The 22,637-nt window shown below is 66.9% G+C and carries 20 protein-coding genes and 1 rRNA gene (1 of these 21 running past the window's edge); 10 read left to right on the top strand and 11 right to left on the bottom strand.

Going from position 1 to position 22,637, the window contains the following annotated elements; all coding sequences use genetic code 11:
• Window positions 1-47: 47 nt before the first annotated feature.
• Window positions 48-1,268: a cell division protein ZapE gene (gene zapE, locus ACQY76_RS04705; RefSeq protein WP_428031745.1), complete on the bottom strand. Its 1,221-nt coding sequence runs from the start codon at window positions 1,266-1,268 to the stop codon at window positions 48-50.
• A 241-nt stretch (window positions 1,269-1,509) separates the two neighbouring features.
• On the opposite strand from zapE, the gene ACQY76_RS04700 reads away from it, so the two are divergent.
• From ACQY76_RS04700 to ACQY76_RS04685, 4 genes are all read left to right on the top strand, one after another.
• On the top strand, window positions 1,510-2,391 hold the full coding sequence (locus ACQY76_RS04700) for a trypsin-like peptidase domain-containing protein (protein ID WP_428031744.1): 882 nt from the start codon (window positions 1,510-1,512) through the stop codon (window positions 2,389-2,391).
• A gap of 190 nt (window positions 2,392-2,581) precedes the next feature.
• Window positions 2,582-3,232: an N-acetyltransferase family protein gene (locus tag ACQY76_RS04695; RefSeq protein ID WP_428031743.1), complete on the top strand. Its 651-nt coding sequence runs from the start codon at window positions 2,582-2,584 to the stop codon at window positions 3,230-3,232.
• Between the two features lie 211 nt (window positions 3,233-3,443).
• Window positions 3,444-5,912, top strand: a complete 2,469-nt coding sequence (locus tag ACQY76_RS04690) for a DUF3772 domain-containing protein (protein ID WP_428031742.1) — start codon at window positions 3,444-3,446, stop codon at window positions 5,910-5,912.
• Between the two features lie 251 nt (window positions 5,913-6,163).
• A complete protein-coding gene (locus ACQY76_RS04685; protein ID WP_428031741.1) occupies window positions 6,164-6,796 on the top strand; it encodes a CAP domain-containing protein in 633 nt (210 codons plus the stop codon).
• A 30-nt stretch (window positions 6,797-6,826) separates the two neighbouring features.
• Here ACQY76_RS04685 and ACQY76_RS04680 read toward each other — a convergent pair whose 3' ends face one another.
• Entirely contained in the window at window positions 6,827-7,954 is a 1,128-nt protein-coding gene (locus tag ACQY76_RS04680) for a CobW family GTP-binding protein (RefSeq protein ID WP_428031740.1), read from the bottom strand.
• Between the two features lie 79 nt (window positions 7,955-8,033).
• Window positions 8,034-9,431: a serine hydrolase gene (locus ACQY76_RS04675; RefSeq protein WP_428032933.1), complete on the bottom strand. Its 1,398-nt coding sequence runs from the start codon at window positions 9,429-9,431 to the stop codon at window positions 8,034-8,036.
• 250 nt (window positions 9,432-9,681) lie between these two features.
• Between ACQY76_RS04675 and hisE the strand changes: the two genes are divergently transcribed.
• A complete protein-coding gene (hisE, locus tag ACQY76_RS04670) occupies window positions 9,682-10,122 on the top strand; it encodes a phosphoribosyl-ATP diphosphatase (RefSeq protein WP_428031739.1) in 441 nt (146 codons plus the stop codon).
• A 45-nt stretch (window positions 10,123-10,167) separates the two neighbouring features.
• On the top strand, window positions 10,168-10,749 hold the full coding sequence (locus ACQY76_RS04665) for a YqaA family protein (protein ID WP_428031738.1): 582 nt from the start codon (window positions 10,168-10,170) through the stop codon (window positions 10,747-10,749).
• A gap of 7 nt (window positions 10,750-10,756) precedes the next feature.
• On the opposite strand, the gene cysW is transcribed toward ACQY76_RS04665, so the two are convergent.
• From cysW to ACQY76_RS04630, 7 genes are all read right to left on the bottom strand, one after another.
• Entirely contained in the window at window positions 10,757-11,590 is an 834-nt protein-coding gene (cysW, locus tag ACQY76_RS04660) for a sulfate ABC transporter permease subunit CysW (RefSeq protein ID WP_428031737.1), read from the bottom strand.
• On the bottom strand, window positions 11,587-12,441 hold the full coding sequence (gene cysT / locus ACQY76_RS04655; RefSeq protein ID WP_428032932.1) for a sulfate ABC transporter permease subunit CysT: 855 nt from the start codon (window positions 12,439-12,441) through the stop codon (window positions 11,587-11,589). Before cysT ends, cysW begins: the two co-directional genes overlap by 4 nt.
• Window positions 12,442-12,631: 190 nt before the next feature.
• Window positions 12,632-13,654, bottom strand: coding sequence for a sulfate ABC transporter substrate-binding protein (locus ACQY76_RS04650; RefSeq protein WP_428031736.1), 1,023 nt, complete (start codon window positions 13,652-13,654; stop codon window positions 12,632-12,634).
• A 292-nt stretch (window positions 13,655-13,946) separates the two neighbouring features.
• A complete protein-coding gene (locus tag ACQY76_RS04645) occupies window positions 13,947-14,684 on the bottom strand; it encodes a phosphoadenylyl-sulfate reductase (protein WP_428031735.1) in 738 nt (245 codons plus the stop codon).
• A complete protein-coding gene (locus ACQY76_RS04640) occupies window positions 14,681-15,193 on the bottom strand; it encodes a DUF934 domain-containing protein (RefSeq protein WP_428031734.1) in 513 nt (170 codons plus the stop codon). The genes ACQY76_RS04645 and ACQY76_RS04640 overlap by 4 nt, the downstream gene beginning before the upstream one ends.
• Window positions 15,180-16,835: a nitrite/sulfite reductase gene (locus ACQY76_RS04635; RefSeq protein ID WP_428031733.1), complete on the bottom strand. Its 1,656-nt coding sequence runs from the start codon at window positions 16,833-16,835 to the stop codon at window positions 15,180-15,182. Before ACQY76_RS04635 ends, ACQY76_RS04640 begins: the two co-directional genes overlap by 14 nt.
• 43 nt (window positions 16,836-16,878) lie before the next feature.
• Window positions 16,879-17,187, bottom strand: a complete 309-nt coding sequence (locus tag ACQY76_RS04630; RefSeq protein ID WP_428031732.1) for a DUF2849 domain-containing protein — start codon at window positions 17,185-17,187, stop codon at window positions 16,879-16,881.
• A gap of 443 nt (window positions 17,188-17,630) precedes the next feature.
• On the opposite strand from ACQY76_RS04630, the gene ACQY76_RS04625 reads away from it, so the two are divergent.
• Complete coding sequence (locus ACQY76_RS04625) at window positions 17,631-18,278, top strand: hypothetical protein (RefSeq protein ID WP_428031731.1); 648 nt, start codon at window positions 17,631-17,633, stop codon at window positions 18,276-18,278.
• 114 nt (window positions 18,279-18,392) lie between these two features.
• On the opposite strand, the gene ACQY76_RS04620 is transcribed toward ACQY76_RS04625, so the two are convergent.
• Window positions 18,393-19,565 (bottom strand): NAD(P)/FAD-dependent oxidoreductase, encoded by a 1,173-nt coding sequence (locus ACQY76_RS04620; protein WP_428031730.1) that lies wholly within the window; start codon window positions 19,563-19,565, stop codon window positions 18,393-18,395.
• A 105-nt stretch (window positions 19,566-19,670) separates the two neighbouring features.
• Between ACQY76_RS04620 and ACQY76_RS04615 the strand changes: the two genes are divergently transcribed.
• The 3 genes from ACQY76_RS04615 to ACQY76_RS04605 form a co-directional block, all read left to right on the top strand.
• The gene (locus tag ACQY76_RS04615) at window positions 19,671-20,600 is read left to right on the top strand and encodes an HpcH/HpaI aldolase/citrate lyase family protein (protein WP_428031729.1); all 930 of its coding nucleotides are present in this window, start codon (window positions 19,671-19,673) and stop codon (window positions 20,598-20,600) included.
• Between the two features lie 12 nt (window positions 20,601-20,612).
• Window positions 20,613-20,816: a DUF1737 domain-containing protein gene (locus ACQY76_RS04610; RefSeq protein WP_428031728.1), complete on the top strand. Its 204-nt coding sequence runs from the start codon at window positions 20,613-20,615 to the stop codon at window positions 20,814-20,816.
• Window positions 20,817-21,462: 646 nt separating this feature from the next.
• A 16S ribosomal RNA gene (locus ACQY76_RS04605) occupies window positions 21,463-22,637 on the top strand; it runs 310 nt beyond the window's last position.

The raw sequence follows: 22,637 nt of genomic DNA, 5'->3' as shown, positions 1-22,637 counted from the left end.
GCGTGGCCGGCATGTTGGTGGGGCCGGCGAGCCATTCAACCCTCCGGTCAGGTTTCCACGAGGCCGGTGGTGTTGCCGCTGGCCTGCGAGTCGCCGCGCCCGTGCGGACGCGCAATATAATCGTCGGACCGCATCTCGTGCAGGCGCGAGACGGTGCGCGCCCATTCGAAGGCCTCCGCTCCCTCGGTACCGAGATAGAGCTGCTCCGGCTCGGCGGGGGCCGAGGCGACGACCTTGACGCCCTTCTCGTACAACTCGTCGATCAGCGTGATGAAGCGCTTGGCCTCGTTGCGCCGGTCCTGATCGAGCTGCGGAATGTGGTCGATGACGAGGGTGTGGTAGGCGCGGGCCAGGCGCAGATAGTCCGAGGCGCCGAGCGGGGCGCCGCACAGGTCCTCGAAGGTGAAGCGCGCCGCGCCGCCGCCCGCGCGCGGCACCGGGATGGTGCGGCCGCCGGAGGCAAGGGTGGTGGCGATGCCGCCATCGACGCCGGCGACGCGGTGCCAGACCTTGTCCATCTCGCGGTCGATGTCGGCCATGGTCTCGTGCGCGGCCGGCACGTACCAGGTGCGCGCGCCGCCGAGCTTTTCCATGCGGTAATCGGTCGGCGATTCGATCCGCACCACTTCCATGTGCTGCTCGATCATGGCGATGAACGGCAGGAACAGCGCGCGGTTGAGGCCGCCCTCATAGAGGTCCTGCGGCGCGACGTTGGAGGTGGCGACGATGACCACGCCGAGGTCGAACAGCTTCTCGAACAGCCGGCCGAGGATCATCGCGTCCGCAATGTCGGTGACGTGGAACTCGTCGAAGCACAGCAGCCACGCTTCCTCGTACAGCGCGGCGGCGACGGGGGCGATGGGGTCGCCATCCCTGAGGCGGCCTTCCTTCATGTCCTTGCGCACCTGGAAGATGCGGGCGTGAACATCGGCCATGAACTCGTGGAAATGCGCCCGCCGCTTGCGCTTGCGCACCGCGACGCTCTCATAGAACAGGTCGACCAGCATGGTCTTGCCGCGGCCGACCGAGCCATGAATGTAGAGCCCGCGCACCTTCGGGATGGTGTCCTCGCGCCGGGCGAACAGCCAGCCGAGGGCGGAGGACTTGCGGGCGAGCCGGCGCGAGGCGATGCGTTGCTCAAGGCTGGCCAGCGCGCCGACCACGCGCGCCTGCCCCGGATCGGGCATGATGTCGCCGGCCGCCATGCGGGCGACATACCGGGCCGCGAGCACAGACCCGCCCGCTTCCGCCGCCACAGATTCCGCCATATTGGGGCACCCCGCGATGTTGCAGCGCACGCTTAGCGTCACGCAGCCGTTGCGGCAAGCGCCGAGGCGCGTCAGGATGGGGAATGGACGCGGCCGGTGCCGGCTACCTCTGCCATGCAGAGCTTGCATGGCTGTTCTGCGGGAACAAGTGCCGCCGCCATGGCGTTGACGCCATCGCGCCTTGACGTGGTCCCTGTCGCTCCCCCACACTCGCCATCATGTGAACTCAGGCGAGACCGGGATGCTGGTACGAGGTGAGGTCGATTACAGGAAGGCGCCGGCGCTGTGCTTGGCATTCCTGACGCTGTGCGCCACGGCCTTGGTGCCGGTCGCCGCCGGCGCGATCGAGCGCAAGAGCTCCACCTCCGCCAACCTACCGTCCTCCGCGATCATCATCGACGAGGATGATCGGCTTTCCCGTGACGATTATTCCCGCGTCACCGGCCTGTCGCCGGCGGTGATCGCCTCGCGTTTCGGCGCCACCGGCGTGGTTCGCTGCGGCTCGGCGGTGGGCACCGGTCAGCTGGTGGGCGCCAATAATGTGCTGGTGACGGCCTCGCACGTCCTGTTCACGCCCGGCGGCGAGCCGCGCGGCCGAGGGGCGAGCTGCACCTTCGAGATCACCGCAGGCGGCAACCGGCAGAAGATTTCGGTCGATGTCGACAAGGTGGTGTGCGGCGCCCGCGAGCCCTATGGCCAGCCGGCGGTGAAGGACTGGGCGGTGGTTCCGCTCGCGGGTCCGGTGAAGGGCGCCAAGCCTTATATGCCGGGCACGATGCAGGTGCCTGGCAATATCGTGCTCGCGGCGGCGGCCAAGAGCGGCGGCCAGGAGGAATATTCCCTGCAGAACTGCCAGGCCCGCAAGGTGACCACCGCGGCACCGAGCGGCGTGCGCGAGGTGGCGATCGACTGCGACGCCGAGGGCGGCGTTTCCGGCGCCGCCATGCTGTCGCCGGAGGGGGCCTTTCTGGGCGTCTATGTCGGGTTCCGCTCCGCCCATCCCGGCAAGGTCGGGCCGTTCTCGATGAGCCATTATAATTTCGGCCTCTCCGCCGATGGCGCCCTGCGCGAGGCCATCACCGAAGTGGTGACCCGCGCCCGCGCGCTGAGCGCCAGCCGCTAGCCCCGGCGCCGCTAGCCTCTGCGCCGCTTGGCGTAGGCGAGCCGCAGCGAGAGGTGTAGACTGGGTGCGGATCGCGCAGGCTCGCACGCCCCGCATGCGAGCCATGCAGGTACGGGAGTTGTGTCGTTGTGCGGCGCGCATATTTGTGTTGCGCCGCAATATCGTTCCGCGGTCCCGTCGAGGCCGAGCCATGACATCGTCCGCAGACACCCATGCTCCCGTGCCCGGTGCCGATCGCGCGCCGCAGCACCCGCCGGTCGAACGGCTTTCCGGGCATATTCGCAAGCTGGTGCCGGCCGAGCGTGAGACGCTGCTGCAGCACCTGCTGCGTCTCGACCCTCTCAGCCGCTTCATGCGCTTCGGCGGCGTGGTCTCCGACAATGCGCTCGCCCGGCATGCCACCCGGGTGGTTTCGGGCGATGCCAGCGCCGTCGGCTATTTCATCGATGGCGAGCTGCGGGCGGTGGCGGAACTGCACCCGCTGGGCAAGCGCCCCGGCAAGCCGGCGGCGGCGGAAGCCGCCTTCAGCGTCGAACGGCCATGGCAGGGCAAGGGAATCGGCTCGGCGTTGATGCGCCATCTGGTGCTGCTGGCGCAGAATCGCGGCATCGAGGAATTGCAGGTGGTGTTCCTGCCCAATAACGGGCCGATGCGGAATCTTGCCGTGCACCACGCGGCGCAACTCCAGCTCGATGACGAGGAAATGGTCGGGCGGATGCGTGCCCCGCGGGCCACGATTTTCTCGCAGGCGCGCGAAATGCTCGGCGACCTCTTCTCGCTGTTCTCCTCCGCTTTCGACCTGCAGGAGCGGATGTTGCCGCCGCACCTGCGCGGTAACTGAAGGCGGCGCGGAAGCGCGGGTCGCCGCTGCGGAACGCCGCCCGGACCGGGCGGACGCCTTGACTTGGCCTTGATCGGGACTGAGACAGGACGGCCTTTTGGTCGAATCCGTTTCAGCGATGCATTTCAGCCACAGCTCTTCTCCCCCCATCGCCGACGGGCGCCTTGCGCGGGATTCCGTGCGGGCGACCGCTCTTGCACATCTTGCGCTGATGCGGGTGCTTGCTGCCGCGCTGCTGGCGCTCACCGTTTTGCTCGCTGCCAGCGCCAGTTGGGCGCAGATCCCGCCCGAGCAACAGCAGGTGCAGGAAAAGCTGGAAGGCCAGCGCGCCATCGTCGACGGCGTCGAGGCGGCTCTGGGGCGGGAGGGGCTGCGCTCCGTGGATCTCGACGACCTGCGCAACCGGTTGGATCCGGTGCGGACCGATCTCGCCGCCGGCATCGCCGCGCTCGAGCCGCTGGTGGCGGGTCTCAACCATCGGGTGAAGGAAATCGGCCCGAAGCCGGCGGCCGACGCTCCGCCGGAAGACGGCTCGATCACCTCCGAGCGCGACACGCTGACCGCCCGCGCCACCGAGCTCGATGCGGTGCTGAAGCAGGCCAAGCTGTTGAAGATGCGGGCCGACCTGCTCTCGGACCGCATCACCAGCCGGCGCCGGGCGCTGTTCACCGATACGCTGCTGGCGCGCTCCTACAGTGTGCTGGATCCCTCGCTGTGGTTGCAGGCGGCGGCGGCGGTGCCGGGTGAGCTGCGCGGCATCAAATACCTGCTGAACGACTGGTCGGCCTATGCGACCGCCCGCATGCCGCCCCTCGGGCAGATCGCCGTTGCCTTCGGCGCACTGGTGATCGTCGGGCTGATCTTTCTGGCCCGCAGCGTGCTCGCCCGCCCGCTGCATCGCGCCGAGCTTGGCGCACAGGGCGCGCCGCTCTCGCGGCTGCGCGCCTGCGGGCTTTCCGCCCTCGTCGCGCTGTTGCGGATGGCGGCCGCGCCGGCGGCGGTAACGGCCGTGCTGGCCCTGCTGAAGAGCTTCGACCTGCTCCCGGACCGCGTCAACGAGATCGCGCAGGGCGTTCTCCTCACCACCTTCATCGTCGCCACCGGCCGGGGCCTGCTGGACGGCGCGCTGGCGCCGGGTGAGCCGCAGCGTCGCGTCGTGCCGCTGTCGGACGAGATGGTCCGCCTGATCTACGGCCACGCGGCTGTCGGCCTGTGGATCCTCGGCATCGCGGCGACGCTCAGCGCCCTGCATCGGGCCCTCGTCGCACCCGTGCCGCTCACCGTGGCGACCAGCGCGATGATGTCGCTGGGCCTCGTCCTTGTGGCGGCGCGCAGCATGCGCGCGCTCAACGCGCTGTCCGGCGACTCCGACGAGGATGATGCCGTGAGCGACGGCAAGCCGCCGGAGGCGAAGGCCACGGCAGGCAAGGCCGAGGATGGCAAGGCGGAGGACGGCCGGGACGGCCCGTCGCCGACCCAGCTCAACTGGATCAAGTTTCCCTTCTGGGTGCTCAATCTCGCCATTCTCGGCGCGCTGGTCGCCGGCTATGTGAGCATCGCCTCGTTCCTGTCCTCGCGCGCGCTGGTCGCCGTGGTGATGGCCGGCACGCTCTACCTCGTCGTGGCGCTGATCAACTCGCTGTTCATCGACGCCCTCGCCACGGGACCGCGGGCGCGCCACGCGGCGAAGACGCTCGGCGTCCGGCCGGCGAGCCTCGAACTGCTTTCCGTCCTGATCGCCGGCGTGCTCAAGGCGGTGGCGATCATCGGCATCGTCATCGTCGTGGTGGGCACGTTCGGCACCTCCACATCCGACTTCGCCGATCTCGCGAGCCGCGTCACCTTCGGCTTCACGATCGGCAATTCGACCATCGCCGTTGGCGACATATTGAGCGCGCTGCTGTTCCTGGTGGTCGGCATCGTCGTCGCCCGGGCCATCCAGCGCTGGTTCGCGGTGGCGATCCTGCCGAAGACGGCGTTCGACCAGGGCCTGCAGAACTCCATCGCCACCATCATCGGCTATATCGGCTCGATCACCGTGATCGCGATGGCGATGGGGCAGCTCGGGCTGAACCTCGAAAACATCGCGCTGGTCGCCGGTGCGCTCTCGGTCGGTATCGGCTTCGGCCTGCAATCCATCGTCTCGAACTTCGTCTCGGGGCTGATCCTGCTGGCGGAGCGGCCGATCCGCGTCGGCGACACCATCTCGGTGAAGGGCGAGGAGGGCTATGTCCGCCGCATCAGCGTGCGCGCCACCGAAATCGAGACCTTCGACCGCGCGGCGGTGCTCATTCCCAATTCCGACCTCATCACCGGCATGGTGAAGAACTTCACCCATGCCAACACCACCGGCCGGGTGATCGTGGCGGTCAACGTCTCCTATGATGCGGATGCCGACCAGGTGCGCGACATCCTCATCGGCTGCGCCTGCGACCATCCGCAGGTGCTGCGCTCGCCACCGCCGCGGGTGTTCCTGATGTCGTTCGGGGACAGCTACCTGAAATTCGAGCTGCGCTGCGTGGTGGCGAATGTCGACTATGCGCTGACGGTGAAGAGCGACCTGCACTTCGCGGTGCTGGACCGGCTGAAGGCGACGAAGATCGGCATTCCCTATACGCCCTGGGCGATTTATCGCGGCGGGCCTATCGGCGCCGACGCGCCGGCCGGGGACGACGCGTAGGTTCGGCGACGCCTTGCAACGGCTGGCACGGCGCTCAGGGAAGGGCCTGCGCCGGACGGGAGGCGAGAGGCGCGCCCGGGAGGTACATCGGGCGATTCCGGCGGCAATCGGCGGGGATAACGACTTCTTGGTCGCCGGATTAGAGATTGGTTTACCAATCAGGGCCGATTGAATCGGTCTGGATGAGCCTTTGCCGGCCCGCTGCCTCTGCACCCGCCTGTCCCTTACCCGCTCCTTCTCGAGAGTGTCGCATGCCCCTCTTCCTGCTGAAGCGCCTCGCCGGTCTGCTGCTGGTGCCCCTGTTGCTGGGAGGCTGCGCCGCCGCTCCCACGGCGCAGCCGGTGGACGAGACCTTCTATGCCAACATCGCCAAGGGCGGCGCGCTCGACCCGCAGGCCGCCGCCGCGCTGATCAGCGATTACCGGCGCGGGCGCGGCCAGCCGGCGGTGACGATCGATCCCGGCCTGATGGCGGTGGCCGAGCGGCAGGCCAAGGCGATGGCGGCGGCCGACCAGCTGTCCCACAACATCGGCGGACGCGGCCTCACCACGCGGCTGAAGGCGGCGGGGTTCAGTGGGCTGAGGGCGGCGGAGAATGTCGGCGCCGGCTACCACACGCTGGCCGAGGCGTTTTCGGGCTGGCGGGATTCGCCCTCGCACAACAAGAACATGCTGATGCCGGGCGCCACGCGCCTGGGCATTGCCGCCGTGCGTGCGCCGCGCAGCAAGTACAGCGTCTACTGGGCAATGGTGATCGCGGTGCCGGACCCCAAGGTCGAGGCTGCCGAGGCGGCTGGAAAATCCGCTGCGGCTCCGGCTGCCAACACCCCCGCGGTGGGCAGTACGCAGGTGCAGCTCAACGGCGCACCGATGCCGGGCCAGTAGAGGGCGCGCGCCCGCCTCAGCGCCCCCGCCTCAGCGACGCAGCGTCGCCGGCGCCAGTGGGTTGTCGGTGAGGGCGGTGCCGTCCGGCTGGCCGATGGCCGGCAGCCCCATGAAGGCGTCGAACAGCCGGCGGATCACCGCCGGCTCGACATCGCGCACGATCATCACCAGCCGCGTACGCCGGTCGTCGTCCGGCCAGGCGGCAAGCTGGCTCGGCGGGTGGAGGACATGCTGGACGCCGTGCAGCACCAGCGGGTGCTCGGGATCCTCGGCGAGCTTCACGATGCCCTTGAGGCGCAGCAGCTTCGGGCCGTGGGTGCCGCGCACCAGCTCCAGGAACATATCGATGGCGGCGGCGGAAACGGGGGCGTCTGTCGCCACGGTGAAGGCACGGATGCGCTCGTCATGGCGGTTTTCGTCATGCGCGTGCAGGCGGGGGGAGGCTTCCGCCGCGGCGACCGCCTCGTCGGCCAGCCAGCGCGACACGTCGGGGATCTTGCTCGCCGGGTCGTAGAGGCCGGCGCCGAGCAGTGCTCGCGGCGTCGCTTCGCCCCCGGCGGCATCCAGAACCGGCGCGCCGGGAGCCAGGCGGGCGAGGCGCTGGCGCAGCGCGGCGAGGCTCGCGGCCCGCTCCGGCGTGTCGACCAGATCGGTCTTGGTGAGCACGAGGCGATCGGAAATCGCCGCCTGCCGCACGGATTCGGGATGGGCATCGAGCGTGCCGAGGCCGTTCACCGCATCGACCACGGTGACGACGCCGTCGAGCCGGAAGCGCATCACCAGATAGGGGTGCATCATCAGCACGTGCAGGATCGGCGCCGGGTCGGCGAGGCCGGTGGTCTCGATCATCACGCGGCGGAAGGGCGGGATGGCGCCATTGTCCATGCGCCGCAGCAACTGCTCCAGCCCCTCCGCCAGATCGCCGCGAATGGTGCAGCACAGGCAGCCGGAGGCGAGCAGCACGGTGGCGTCGTCGAAATGCTGGACGAGGAGATGGTCGAGCCCGATCTCGCCGAACTCGTTGATCAGCACGGCGGTGTCGGCCATGTCGGGCTGCTGCAGCAGGATGTTGAGCAGCGTGGTCTTGCCGGCGCCGAGAAAGCCGGTGAGCAGCGTGACCGGAATGGGTTCCGGCGGCTGACGGGTCGCCTCGCTCATTAACGAGTTCCTTCGACGTGTTCCGGTTGGGGCACGGGGCGGGCGCGCCAGCTTCCGGCGAGCGCGCGGCGCGCGCACCCTATTGCGGCGGGGGAGGAACGGCGAGGTTCGCGGGCGCGGCTCCCGGCCCGGCGGTCGGCTTTGGCGCCGGCTTGGAAGCGGGCTTGGCGGCGGGTTTGGCAGTAGAAGCCGTGCCGGCAGGGGACGCCTGCGCCGTGGCAGGCTTGGGCTTGGGTTTCGGCTTCGGCTTCGCGGCCGGCGCGGCATCGGCCGGGGCGGCAGGATCGGCCGGGTCGATGATGGCCGTCGTCTGCCCCTTTTTGTCCACCGGCTTCTTGGCGGTGGCGGGCTTCTTCTGCACCGGCGGCGGCGGATAGGCCGCCGCGAGCGCCTCGGCGCTGGGGAACGGGCCGACCCACACCTCGACCGGCGGCATGGAGGGCGGCAGCTTCTGCAGCAGGCTGGCACCGGTGATCTTGTCGCCAAGCTGGGTCATGCCGGCGGCGACGAAGCCCGTCGGCGCGGGGCCGCTGTCGTCATCGGCCTCCGAGGCGGTGTTCTTGCGCTTGCCGCCGCACACTTGCTCGCGCATGTCGGTGGGCGGGCCGGTCTCGTTGCGCAGCGATTCCACCGACGGGGCGATGGAGCCGAACACGTTCCACGACTGCTGGAACCCGCGCTCCAGCAGCAGGGCGGCTTCTTCCGTGCGGGCCTTGCCGGATTCGGTGCCGAGCACCACCGCCAGAAGGTGACGGTCGCCGCGCTTGGCGCTGGCGACCAGATTGAAGCCCGAGGCGCAGATGAACCCGGTCTTCATGCCGTCGGCGCCGGGATAGCGGTCTATCAGCTTGTTGTAGCTGCGGATCACCGCCGGGCCGATCTTGATCGCCGGAATGCGGAACAGGTCGGTCTGCTCGGGGAAATTGAGGAAGATCGCCCGGGCGAGGATGGCGAGGTCGCGCGCGGTCGAGACCTGCCCGGGATCGGGCAGGCCGTTGGGGTTGGCGTAATGCGTGCCTGTCATGCCGAGTTCGCGGGCGGTGGCGTTCATCTCGTCGACAAAGGCCGGCAGGCTGCCGCCGACGCCTTCCGCGAGAACGACGGCCATGTCGTTGGCCGACTTCACCAGCATCATCTTCAGCGCATTGTCGACGGTGACCTGCGTGCCGGCCTTGAAGCCCATCTTGGAAGGCTTCTGCGCGGTCGCATTGTCGGAGACGGTAATGAGGGTCTCGGGTGTCAGCCGGCCGGTGCGTATCGCCTTGAAGGTCACATAGGCGGTCATCAGCTTGGTGATGGAGGCGGGATACCACGGCTTGGTGGCCTCTTCCGCCAGCAGCACCTTGCCGCTCTCGACCTCGATGACCAGCGCGGGGGTCGCCTGCGCCGCCAGCGGCGCGAGGAGCGCGGCGCCGAGCAGGCTGGCGGCCACGACGCGCCGCAGGGCAGGGCGAGGGCGGAACAGGGAAAGGTTCAGCACGCTTCCGGTATCCGTTTCAAACCGGGGCCGGCGGCGCAAAGGGCAGAGCCGGCCGGCCCGAAATGGCATTTCGCCCCCTGCATAACCCGATCCCTCCGGCGGCGCAAAAGGCAAAGCCGGCCGGTCGATCACAGCGGCGCCAGCGGGGGCGCGTTTCTGCCGCGAAGCCTTCACGTAATTGGCTCTAGAATCAACCCTTGAGCCTTCGCCACGCGTGATTCGGCCTGAACGATCTGGGTGACCCGGCATGAGTGATTCAATCCATCGCCTGTACGCCGCCGTGGTCGCGACACGCAAGGGCACCAATCCGTCGCCGCGGACGGAGAAGCTGCTCCGCAAGGGACGCGCGGCGATGGCCAAGAAGGTCGCCGAAGAGGCGGTGGAGGTGGCGCTGGACGGCGTGGTGGGCGACCGTGCCGCCACGGTGCGCGAGAGCGCCGATCTCATCTATAATCTCGTGGTGCTGTGGACCGAGCTCGGCATCGCGCCGGACGATGTGTGGGCCGAGATGCGCCGGCGCGAGACGCTGCTCGGCATGGCCGAGAAGATCCCCAAGCGCCGGACAGCGGGCGGCAAGGTTCTGCCGATATTCGAGGGGGTGGACGGCGCCGGGCCGCTGCTCTGGGAGATTGCCGAGGAGGCCGGCAATGGTGCATCGGTGTCCGGCGGTCCGCGCCGCCGGCGCTGACAGTCTCCTCTTCCCGCCCTTTCCTCCGATGCCGACAGGTCCTTCATGCTGCGCCGTCTCTACCAATGGGTGATCGACCTTGCCGAGCGTCCCTCCGCGCCCTGGGCGCTGGCCGGCGTGTCCTTCGCGGAAAGCTCGTTCTTTCCGGTGCCGCCCGATGTGATGCTGGTGCCGATGTGCCTCGCCCGGCCGAAGCTCGCCTGGTGGTATGCTGGCATCTGCACCCTCGCCTCGGTGGTAGGCGGGCTGGTGGGCTACGCCATCGGTGCGCTGCTCTACGATTCGCTGGGCCTGTTCCTCATCCAGCTCTACGGCTATGGCGCCAAGGTCGATGCCTTTACCGAGGCCTATCAGCGCTACGGGCACTGGATCATCCTGATCAAGGGCCTGACGCCCATCCCCTACAAGGTGGTGACCATCACCTCGGGCTTCGCCCATTACAGCCTGTTCTGGTTCGTCGTGCTCTCGGTGATCACCCGGGGCCTGCGCTTCTTCATGGTGGCGGGGCTGCTATACTGGATCGGCCCCTCCGCGCGTACTTTCATCGAGAAGCGGCTCGGCCTGGTGACGGCGGTGTTCGCGGTGCTGGTGGTGGGCGGGGTGCTCGCGGCGGTCTATCTGGTTTGAGGCGGCCTCAATGCCTGCCGCTGCGGCCGAGGCGGGCCTCCAACACGGTCTTCGCCAGCAGCGTGACGATGGCCAGGAAGGCGAGCAGCGAGGCGACCGCGAAGGACGCCTGGAACTGGTACTCGTTGTAGAGGATCTCGACCTGCAGCGGGATGGTGTTGGTTTCGCCGCGCACATGGCCCGAGACCACCGAGACGGCGCCGAACTCGCCCATGGAGCGGGCGTTGCACAGCAGCACGCCGTAGAGCAGCGCCCATTTGATGTTGGGCAGGGTGACGCGCGAGAACACCCGCCAGCCGCCGGCGCCGAGCGTGACCGCCGCCTCCTCCTCCACCGTGCCCTGCTCCTGCATCAAGGGGATGAGCTCGCGCGCGACGAAGGGGAAGGTGACGAAGATGGTGGCGAGGGTGATGCCCGGCCAGGAGAAGATGATCCTCCAGCCATTGTCGATCAGCCATTCGCCGAAATAGCCCTGCGCGCCGAACAGCAGCACGAAGACGAGGCCGGCGACGACGGGGGACACCGAGAAGGGCAGGTCGATGAGGGTGGTGAGGAAGCTCTTGCCGCGGAATTCGAACTTGGTGATCGCCCAGGCCATCACCAGACCCATGACGGTGTTGGCGGTCAGCGACAGCGCGGTGACCAGCAAGGTGAGGCGTACCGCCGCCAGCGCGTCCGGCTCGACCAGCGCCGCAAGATAGGCGTCCCAGCCCTTCACGAAGGCCTGCGCGAAGACGCTGATCAGCGGCAGGAGGATGAACAGGCCGATGAAGGCGACGGCGATGCCGATGAGGATCGCCTTGACGAGCAAGGGCTCGTCGCGCACGGGCGAGGGGGTCATGCGAGCCTCCCGGTGCGGCTCTGCGACCAGCGCTGCAGGCCGTTGACGACGAAGAGCAGCAGGAACGAGGCCACCAGCATCGTCGCGGCGATGGCCGTGGCGTCGGCGTAGCGGAATTCCTCCAGCCGGATGACGATCAGCAGCGGGGCGATTTCCGACACGTTGGGCAGGTTGCCGGCGATGAAGATGACCGAGCCATATTCCCCGACCGCGCGGGCGAAGGCGAGGGCGAAGCCGGTGAGAAAGGCCGGCAGCACCGCCGGGGCGATGATGCGGCGCACCGTGGTCCAGCGCCCGGCGCCGAGCGTGGCGGCGGCTTCCTCCAGATCGTGGTCGAGGTCCTCCAGCACCGGCTGCACGGTGCGCACCACGAAGGGCAGGCCGATGAAGATGAGGGCAACGAGGATGCCCAGCGGGGTGAAGGCGACCTTGATGCCGAGCGGCGCCAGGAGGCTGCCGATCCAGCCATTTTCGGCATAGAGCGTGGTGAGCGCGATGCCGGCCACCGCCGTGGGCAGGGCGAAGGGAATGTCGATCAGCGCGTCGAGCACCCGCCGCCCCGGGAAATCATAGCGCACCAGCGCCCAGACGATGATGCCGCCCAGCACCAGATTGATGGCGGCGGCGGCGAGCGACAGGCCGAAAGAGATCTTCAGCGCGTTGAGCGTGCGCGGCGCGGTGAGGATGGCGAGGATCCGCTCCGGCGGCAGTTCGGCCGTCTTCAGGAAGAGGGCCGCGAGCGGGATGAGCACCACCAGCGACAGCCACAGCAGGGTGAGGCCCAGCGTCAGGCCGAAGCCGGGGACGACGCTTTGCCCGCGCCGCGCGGCGGGCGGGGGGAGGCTGCCCACCAAAGTGGTTCGATCCAGCGTCGTCTCGCTCAAGGCTTGCCTCCAGGCACGCGGTTTTCACGGCGAAAGCCGTGCCCTGCGGCACGGCCTTGATGGTCGATCGGGAGTGGACGATCGGTATTGTCAGGCGGACGGTGAGGACGATGCGGGCGGCGAGGGCCGTCCTCTCGGCTCATCGTGCCGTACCGTTCTAGTTGGAATAGATCTGGTCGAACACACCGCCATCGGCGAAATGGGTCTTTTGCGCCTTGCGCCAGCCACCGAAGGCCGGGTCGTCGATGGTCACCAGATCGACCTTGGGGAAGACCTTCTCATATTCCTTGGCGACCTCCGGGTCGCGCGGGCGGTAGAAGTTCTCGGCCGCCAGCTTCTGGCCTTCCTTGCTGTAGAGCAGCTTCAGATAGGCATCGGCCGCCGCGCGGGTGCCCTTGCGATCGACATTCTTGTCGACCACGGCGACCGGCGGCTCGGCGAGGATGGAGAGCGAGGGGACGACGATGTCGAACTTGTCGTCGCCGAATTCCTTCTTCGACAGGAACGCCTCGTTCTCCCAGGCGAGCAGCACGTCGCCGACGCCGCGCTCGGTGAAGGTGACGGTGGAGCCGCGCGCGCCGGTGTCCAGCACGGGAACGTGCTTGTAGATGTCGCCGACGAAGGCCTTCGCCTTGGCCTCGTCGCCGCCATTCTGCTTGAGCGCATAGGCCCACGCGGCAAGGTAGTTCCAGCGGGCGCCGCCGGAGGTTTTCGGGTTGGGGGTGATGACCTGCACGCCGTCCTTGGTCAGGTCGTTCCAGTCCTTGATGCCCTTCGGGTTGCCTTTGCGCACCAGGAACACGATGGTTGAGGTGTAAGGCGAGGCATTGTCCGGCAGGCGCTTCTGCCAGTCCTGCGCCAGGAAGCCCTTGTCGGCGATGGCGTCGATGTCATAGGCCAGCGCCAGGGTGACCACGTCGGCATCGAGCCCGTCGATCACCGAGCGCGCCTGCTTGCCCGAACCGCCATGCGAGGTCTTGATCTCGACGCTCTTGCCGCTCTCGGCCTGATAGCGCTCGGCGAACAGCTTGTTGAACTGCTGGTAGAGCTCGCGGGTCGGGTCGTAGGAGACATTGAGCAGGGTCACGTCGGCCGCGCGCGCCACCGTCGGCACGGCAAGCGGCGCTGCCAGCGCGGCAATGAGCGCGGCCACGGCCGCGGGCCTGAAATGGAAAGACATTGTGAAACTCCCCGGCAGCACCCGACGGCGCTGGTGAATGTGATGGGGAGAGGTTTTCACAGGGGTCGGATGCGGTCAATATTAAATCTACATATTCTGTAGAAATATTGGTAGGAGCTGCAGCGCCGCCCTGTGGAATGGTTGCTGCGCAACGCGCCCTCGGCGCCGCGCCCGGCCCACGGGCCCGAACCGACGCTACAGAGGTGATGCTCCCGGCCACGCCGCCGAAAGCGTCCGTGCCGGCGCAGCGTTCAGCCGCACCAGCCCGACGGTGCATTGTAATGACGGGGGATCAGACGGTGGACAGCAGCGTGTGGATGCCGCACTCGGTCTTGCCCTTGCCGCGCCAGCGGCCGGCGCGGGAATCCTCGCCGGCGGCGGCGCGGCTGGTGCAGGGCATGCAGCCGACCGAGGTGAAGCCCTTGGCCACCAGCGGGTGGTCGGGCAGGGCGAAGGCCTTGTGCGCGGCTTCCACGCCCACCCGGTCGAGATTGGCCAGCGGGTTGAACTTGAGGCGCGCGCGGTCGCGCTCCACCACCGGAATGGAGGCGCGCAGGCCGCCCTGGTAGCGCTTGCGCCCGTTCAGCCAGCCATCGAAACCATCCAGCGCGCGCGCCAGCGGCTCGACCTTGCGGATGCGGCAGCAGGTGTCGGGATCGCTGAACCAGAGCTCGCGCCCGGCATCGAGCGCGGCGACCCGCTCCGCATCCGGCTGGATGCTGCGCACGTCGGTGAGGCCGAGCTGTGCCTGCAGCGTGTCGCGATAGGCCAGCGTCTCCTCGAACAGCCAGCCCGTATCGAGAAAGATGACCGGGATCGAGCGGTCGACCTGCGCCGCATAGGCGAGCAGCACGGCGGATTCGGTGCCGAAGGACGAGACGAGGCAGAGCTGTCCGGGCCCGACCGTGCGCAGGGCGGTGGCGATGATCTCGACCGGGTCGGCATCGGCCAACGCGCAGGCGAGCCCGCCGACTTCGTCGCTGCAGGGGACGGCAGGGGTGAAGCCGGTGCCCGGACGCTGGAAACTCATGAACGCACTCCCGGTATGGCACGGCCCAGGCGCTGGCGCAGCAGGCTGGGGCGGGCGTCGGTGGCCGGCTGGTAGAACACGGTGTAGCGGTGGGTCGCTTCGTCGAAGGCTTCGGCGTCCGCCGCCTTCACCGCCTCGATCTGGTCGAAGCCGGAGCGCTCCATCAGCAGGAACTGGTCGCGCAGCGCATTGCCGATGGCGCGCAGCGGCCCGTGCCAGCCGAGCCGCTCGCGCAGCAGCCGTGCCTGGCTGTAGGCGCGCCCGTCGCGGAAGCTCGGAAAATTCAGCGCGATGAGCGCGATCTGGCCCAGATAGGGCTCGATCTCGGCAATCGGCCGGTTGTTCGGCCAGATGATTCCCACCGGAGCCTGACGACCCTTCAGCGCCGCCGCCTCCTTCAGGAAGCGGTCGATGCCGAGAAGCACCGGCACGCCGTCCGGCAGCGGCCCGTCATCGGCGACGCGGACGAAAACGTCCTCGACGATCTGTCCCTTCTCAATGAGCGGCATAGACGCGCTCCTTGAAGGGCTCGACCCCAAGCCGGGCGACGGTGTCGATGAACAGTTCCTGCGGGCCGGCGCGCAGTTCCATATAGGTGTCGACCACGTCTTCCACGAGGCCGGGGACCTGCTCATAGGACACGGCAGGCCCGAGCAGGGTGCCGAGCTGGGCATGCTCGTCCGCCCGCCCGCCAAGGGTGATCTGGTAGAATTCCTGGCCGTTCTTCTCGACGCCGAGAATGCCGATATGGCCGACATGGTGGTGGCCGCAGGCATTGATGCAGCCGGAAATATTGATGTGCAGCCGGCCGACGCCCCGCGCCCGATCGAGATCGGCGAAGCGCTTGGCGATTTCCTGCGCCACCGGGATGGCGCGGGCATTGGCCAGCGCGCAGTAATCCAGCCCCGGGCAGGCGATGATGTCATTGACGAGGTTGACGTTCGGCGTGGCGAGGCCGGCGGCGTCGAGCGCGGCCCACAGCGCCGGCAGATCGCGCTGCGCCACATGCGGCAGGCACAGATTCTGCTCATGCCCGACGCGGATCTCGCTGAAGGCGTAGTGCTCGGCGAGGTCGGCGACGACATCCATCTGGTCCGCCGTGGCGTCGCCGGGAGGGGCACCGACGGGCTTGAGCGAGATGGTGACGATGGCGTGGCCGGGCACCTTGTGGGTGTGCACGGAATTGCGGTGCCAGGTGGCGAAGCGCGGGTCCTTCAGCGCCTCGACCAGCTCGGCCGGCTCGTTCTCCAGCGTCTCGAAGGCGGGGTAGATGAAGCGGTCGCGGATATCGGCGATGGCCTCGTCGGTGAGGTGCAGCGCGCCGTCGCGGATCGCCGCCCATTCGGCCTCGACCGCCTTGGAGAATTCCTCGGCGCCGATCTCGTGGACGAGGATCTTGATGCGCGCCTTGTAGATATTGTCGCGGCGCCCGTACTGATTGTACACGCGCATGATCGCTTCGATGTAGCTGAGCAGCTCGCGCGCCGGCAGGAACGGGCGGATCGACTTGCCCACAAAAGGCGTGCGGCCGAGACCGCCGCCGACCAGCACCTCGAAGCCGAGCTCGCCGGCCTCGTTGCGGTGCAGGCGCAGGCCGACATCATGCACCTTGATCGCCGCGCGGTCGTGGCCGGCGGCGGTGATGGCGATCTTGAACTTGCGCGGCAGGTAGGTGAATTCCGGGTGCAGCGTCGAATATTGGCGCAGGATTTCTGCCCAGATGCGCGGGTCGTCGCATTCTTCCGGCGTGGCGGCCGCCCACTGGTCGGTGGTGACGTTGCGGATGCAGTTGCCCGAGGTCTGGATTCCGTGGACGCCGACCTCGGCCAGCGCGGCCATCGCCTCGGGAAGCTCGTCCAGCTTGATCCAGTTGAACTGGATGTTCTGGCGGGTGGTGAAATGGCCATAGCCGCGATCATAGACGCGCGCGACATGCGCCATGCGGCGCAGCTGGGCGGCATTCAGCGTGCCATAGGGGATGGCGATGCGCAGCATATAGGCGTGCAGCTGGAGATAGACCCCGTTCATCAGCCGCAGCGGCTTGAACTCGTCTTCCGACAGCGCGCCCGACAGGCGGCGGCCGACCTGGTCGCGGAACTCGGCGACACGTTCGGCCAGAAAGGCGCGGTCGAATTCGTCATAGGCATACATGGGCGGGGTCGGCCTTGTGCGTCGAAGGGGGATCGTTCGCGGTTCAGTGCGGCAATTCAAAGGTGGGGCCGTCGACGCGGATGCGTTCGCGCAGATTGCCCGGGGCGAGCGACCCGTCGGCCGCCACGATCACCGGCGCGACATAGGAACCGACGGCGTCGAGATCGCGCTTGCCGGCTTCCGCCAGCAAGGCGATGGCGGCATCGGCCGTAGTCACCACGGCGGCATCCGCCAGCGCCAGCGACCAGCCGCCCGCCGGGGTGCGCCAGACCACGGCACCGTCGGTGAGACGGTTGGCGGTGACGGCGACGGGGCCGTTGACCTTTAGTTTCTGTTGCTGCGGTGCGGCCATGACGCGAATTCCTGCGGGCAATCGGGTTAATTTTCTATCACACCAATTTAGAACGTACAAAAGAAATATATGCACAAAAGTTGCGTGTAATAAGTCGGATGGGTGGAAGCGGCGTGGAATTCAACGGCGCGTGGGGTGGCATCCGTCCCGCAGACATGCGCCGACGAGTCGTGCGCGGCGTCCTCGATCGCCTTCCGCCCGCGCCGTCGGCGTCCGGAATAGCGCGGCGACCCACTCCCGCCGTCATCCCGGCCGAGCGAAGCGAGAGCCGGGATCGGTTGCCGCTTGCCGATGCCACGGCATGCGATCCCGGAACGCCTGCGGCCGTCCGGGATGACGCTGTGTTGCCGGCGTTGCGACGGTGTCCGCGCAAGCCAGCGTAATTTGCTAAGATCCCCTCGCGCTTTTTGCTGGCGTCGGCCCTCGCGTGAGGTGGACTGCAGATGTCATTCTATTTGAAGGATGGTCCGCCTTTCATTGAGGACGAAGCGATGGCGTTCTTCGCATCCAGCGGGGTTTCCGTCGTTCCATTCGATATCGCCAATCGCCTCGCTCCGGTCGAGCTGTTTGAGTCTATCGAAGGCGAGAGTGGATACCTTGCTCTTCCCCGGAAAGAGCGGTTCAATACGCCGATCCCGTATAATCCGGCATTTCATCATAAATATTCTGTCCAAGACAAAGCGATATCGTCTCTTGTTCTGGAATATATAGAGTCGAATCTGTCTAGCAGAAAATATCTATTTTCCGCACGTCCAGATATATGTCTTGCTATCTATTTTCAGGAGTTCACTTATGAAATCATTCGGGAAATAAGCCCCGGGCATCTGACGACGCCTCTGATCCTCTTCGACGATCGCCGAGCAGACTGCATCTTGTTCGAGTGCGATCTGGAAATAAACACCGTGTCCCGTTCATCCGCGCCGGCTGACGCCAAATTTGCGGGGAGAAGTGGTGGTTTCTGGATCCATTATTTCAACGATAATTTCCTGAAAAGCATCGCCTATAATGAACATCACATTGGTCTGATCAACGAGTTCTACGGCCCTCTTTTTCCCGGGCTGCATATTCCTTTGCGATCCGAGACGAAATAGGTGGCCCCTGCGGCACGCGATCCCGGATCGGCCTGCGGCCGTCCGGGATGACGTCTTAAGGCGCGGATGACGAGTCACATCATGGGGGGCGCGCGGCGGCCCGCGCCTCCCCCCTTAAATAATGTTCAGCTCCGCATGCGGGCGGCCGCTCGCGATGCGCTCATAGGAGAACACGTCGAGATCGAGCGAGATCGATCGTCCATGCACCAGCCATTCGGCGATGGCGCGGCCGGCGGCGGGGGCCTGCTGCAGGCCGTGGCCGGAAAAGCCGTTCATGAAGTAGAAATTTCCCACCTCCGGGTGCGGACCGATGACGGCGTTATGGTCCAGGAGGTTCATCTCATAATGCCCGGCCCAGGCGCGGATCACCTTCAGCTCCTCCATCGCCGGAATGCGGTGGGCGAGGTTCGGCCAGATGTTCTCCTCGAACACCGACCAGTCGACCTCGAAATCGCCGGCGGCATCGGGGTCGTTGTCGCTCGCCGGCGGCGCGCCGCAGATCTGGTAGGCGCCCTCGGGGCGGATATAGAAGCCGGACGGGTCGACCAGCAGCGGCAACTTTTCGATCGGCGTGCGGCAATGCACGACGAACACGCAGCGCTTCTTTCCCTCTACCGGCAGGGGGATGCCGGCCATCGCGGCAACGCGCCCCGCCTGCGGCCCGGCGGCGTTGACCAGCGCGCCGCAGCCAAGGCGCCGCCCGTCCGCCAGCGTCGCGCCGGTGAGGCGGGAGCCCTCGCGGGTAAGCCCCACCACCTCGCCGGTGACGAAATGCGCGCCCTGTGCCTTCGCCGCGGCGCGCAGGCAGGCGAGCAAGGCGTGCGCGTCGAACCAGCCTTCGCCGGAACGGCCAAAGGCGCCGGCGGCGAGGTCCTCGACATTCAGCCAGGGGAAGGTCGCCTTCAGCGCCGCCGGATCGAGCAGGGCGATATCCGCGCCTTCCGCCTGCTGGACGCGGTGATTGGCGGCGAGGATCGGCAGGCCGGCCGCGCTGGCGAGGATGAGATAGCCGCCCTCGTGAAAGGCGAGGTCGGTGTCCGGCCCGAAGCGCTCCCTGGCGCTGCGCAGGAAGTCCAGCCCGAACAGCGACATGCGGATATTCTCAGGGATAGAGAACTGCTGCCGCAGCGAGGCGGCCGAAAGGGTGGTGGAGGAATAGGTGAAGCTGGGGTCGCGCTCGACGACGCCGACCCGGCCGCGAAAGGCGGGATCGAGGGTGAGGAAATAGGCGGTGGCGGCGCCCATGATGGCCCCCCCGACGATGAGCACGTCGTAATTCTCGTCCATGGCCTTTACCCACGCCGGCGGGACCGGACACCGGCATCCGATTGGCAGCCCGCCACACAGCGGGATAGGCTCTCTGTACTGTCCTGCCAATGAGCCGAGCGAATCATGTCCACACCCGTCCGTCCGCGCCGCAGCGTGCTGTTCATGCCCGGCTCGAACCCGCGCGCGCTGGAAAAGGCGCGAAGCCTGCCCGCCGACGTCGTCGTCATCGATCTTGAGGATGCGGTGGCGCCCGCGGCCAAGGGGGAGGCGCGGGCCCGCGTGGCGGCCACTCTGCACGAGGGCGGCTTCGCGCCGCGCGAGGTGGTGGTGCGCACCAATGCGGCGGACACGCCGTGGTTCGACGAGGACATCGCCATGATCGCCGCCGCCAGCGGCAGGGACGACGGACCGGACGCGCTGTTGCTGCCCAAGGTGAGCGACCCCGAGACGCTGGTGGTGGTGGGGCGCATGCTGGAGGCGCTCGGCGCCGCGCCATCGCTGCGCGTCTGGGCAATGATCGAGACGCCGATCGCGGTGCTGCGCGCGCTCGACATTGCGTTGGCGGCCAAGAGCCCGGTGACGCGGCTGGCGGCGCTGGTGCTGGGCACCAACGACCTCTCCAAGGAAACAGGCACCCGCATCGTGCCCGGCCGGGCGCCGATGGCGGGCTGGCTCTCGCATTGCGTGCTGGCGGCGCGGGCCGGCGGCGTGGAGGTGCTGGACGCGGTGTGGAACGATTTTCGCGATCTCGACGGCTTCGCGCGCGAATGCGCGGAGGCGGCCATGATGGGGTTCGACGGCAAGACGCTGATCCACCCCGACCAGATCGCCCCCTGCAACGCGGCCTTTTCCCCGCCGCCGCACGAGGTGGAGGCGGCGCGGGCGCTGGCCGCGCTGTTCGACCTACCGGAGAACGCCGGCAAGGGCGTGGTGCAGGTGGAGGGGCGGATGGTCGAGCGCATGCATGCCGACATCGCCCGCCGGACGGTGGCGCTCGCCGATGCGATCGCAGTGAAGGACCGCGGCACGCGCGCCGTCAGGGCGCGGAACTGAGGAGAACGAGGCATGAAGCTCTACCGCTATCTTACCGGTCCGGACGACCAGGCCTTCTGCAAGCGCGTTTCCGCCGCGCTCAACAAGGGCTGGCAGCTGCAGGGCAATCCGACGCTGACCTTCGATCCCGGCAAGGGGCGGGTCATTTGCGGACAGGTCATCACCAAGGAAGTGGACGGCGAGTGGAGCGACGAGGTGGTGCTCTCCGACCATTGAGGGCACAGGATTCCGGCCGTGCGGGCAGCGCTTGGGGCGGGCGATTTCACGCCGCTTGGCGGGCTGGAGAAATCCGGCGCCCAAGGGCCGGAAAGCGGGGCCGGAATTGGGGCAGCAATGCTAACCTGTTGAAAGGTAAGCCCTTCTTACGCAGCGGCCTCGGGTTATCAACAGTGTCGTGAGCCTGTCATTTTTCTGAAAATCCCCGTTGACAGTCCCGAGGGGCTCCCCCTATAAAGCGCCCATCGACGCGGCGCCACCGCAACGGCGGGTTTGGCGCTCCTCTGAAGCACCCCACTTTGGTGAGGCTGCGGCGGCCGGTGAGAACCGGACGGGAGGTTTCGATGTGCTGGTGGGTGCGAGCCCATAGGTTGAGGGACTTCGGTTTCTCGTGAATTTCGGGCTTTGGCCCGGTGGGATTTCGATCCCGGGGTTTCGGCCCAGCTTTTTGACAAGTGAAGAGTAAGAAAGAGAAACGTGGACGGCGGGGTCCTTGCGGACTTCCCCAGCTTCGGTCGGGGAAGTCGGATGAGACTTCGGCGGTCTTACGTTCTCGGAGCCGCGCATCCTGTGAAGGATGTGCCTGGTTCCAACCTCGTCAAGAGGTTTTGAGCGTAGCGACGCAAAGCCGAGATTAATTCTCATTCAACTTGAGAGTTTGATCCTGGCTCAGAACGAACGCTGGCGGCAGGCTTAACACATGCAAGTCGAACGCCCCGCAAGGGGAGTGGCAGACGGGTGAGTAACACGTGGGGATCTGCCCAATGGTACGGAATAATTCCGGGAAACTGGGACTAATACCGTATGAGCCCGCAAGGGGAAAGATTTATCGCCATTGGATGAACCCGCGTCGGATTAGCTAGTTGGTGTGGTAAAGGCGCACCAAGGCGACGATCCGTAGCTGGTCTGAGAGGATGATCAGCCACACTGGGACTGAGACACGGCCCAGACTCCTACGGGAGGCAGCAGTGGGGAATATTGGACAATGGGCGCAAGCCTGATCCAGCCATGCCGCGTGAGTGATGAAGGCCTTAGGGTTGTAAAGCTCTTTCGCCGACGAAGATAATGACGGTAGTCGGAGAAGAAGCCCCGGCTAACTTCGTGCCAGCAGCCGCGGTAATACGAAGGGGGCTAGCGTTGTTCGGAATCACTGGGCGTAAAGCGCACGTAGGCGGATATTTAAGTCAGGGGTGAAAGCCTGGAGCTCAACTCCAGAACTGCCCTTGATACTGGGTATCTCGAGTCCGGAAGAGGTAAGTGGAACTGCGAGTGTAGAGGTGAAATTCGTAGATATTCGCAAGAACACCAGTGGCGAAGGCGGCTTACTGGTCCGGTACTGACGCTGAGGTGCGAAAGCGTGGGGAGCAAACAGGATTAGATACCCTGGTAGTCCACGCCGTAAACGATGGAGGCTAGCCGTTGGTGAGCATGCTCATCAGTGGCGCAGCTAACGCATTAAGCCTCCCGCCTGGGGAGTACGGTCGCAAGATTAAAACTCAAAGGAATTGACGGGGGCCCGCACAAGCGGTGGAGCATGTGGTTTAATTCGAAGCAACGCGCAGAACCTTACCAGCCTTTGACATGTCCCGGACGGTTACCAGAGATGGTTTCTTCTCTTCGGAGCCGGGAACACAGGTGCTGCATGGCTGTCGTCAGCTCGTGTCGTGAGATGTTGGGTTAAGTCCCGCAACGAGCGCAACCCTCGCCCTTAGTTGCCATCATTCAGTTGGGCACTCTAGGGGGACTGCCGGTGATAAGCCGAGAGGAAGGTGGGGATGACGTCAAGTCCTCATGGCCCTTACGGGCTGGGCTACACACGTG

It is taken from the genome of Ancylobacter sp., assembly GCF_965279025.1.
GTDB lineage: Bacteria > Pseudomonadota > Alphaproteobacteria > Rhizobiales > Xanthobacteraceae > Ancylobacter.
The sequence above is the reverse complement of the archived record's forward strand: the minus strand, read 5'-3'. Positions and strand labels throughout refer to the sequence as shown.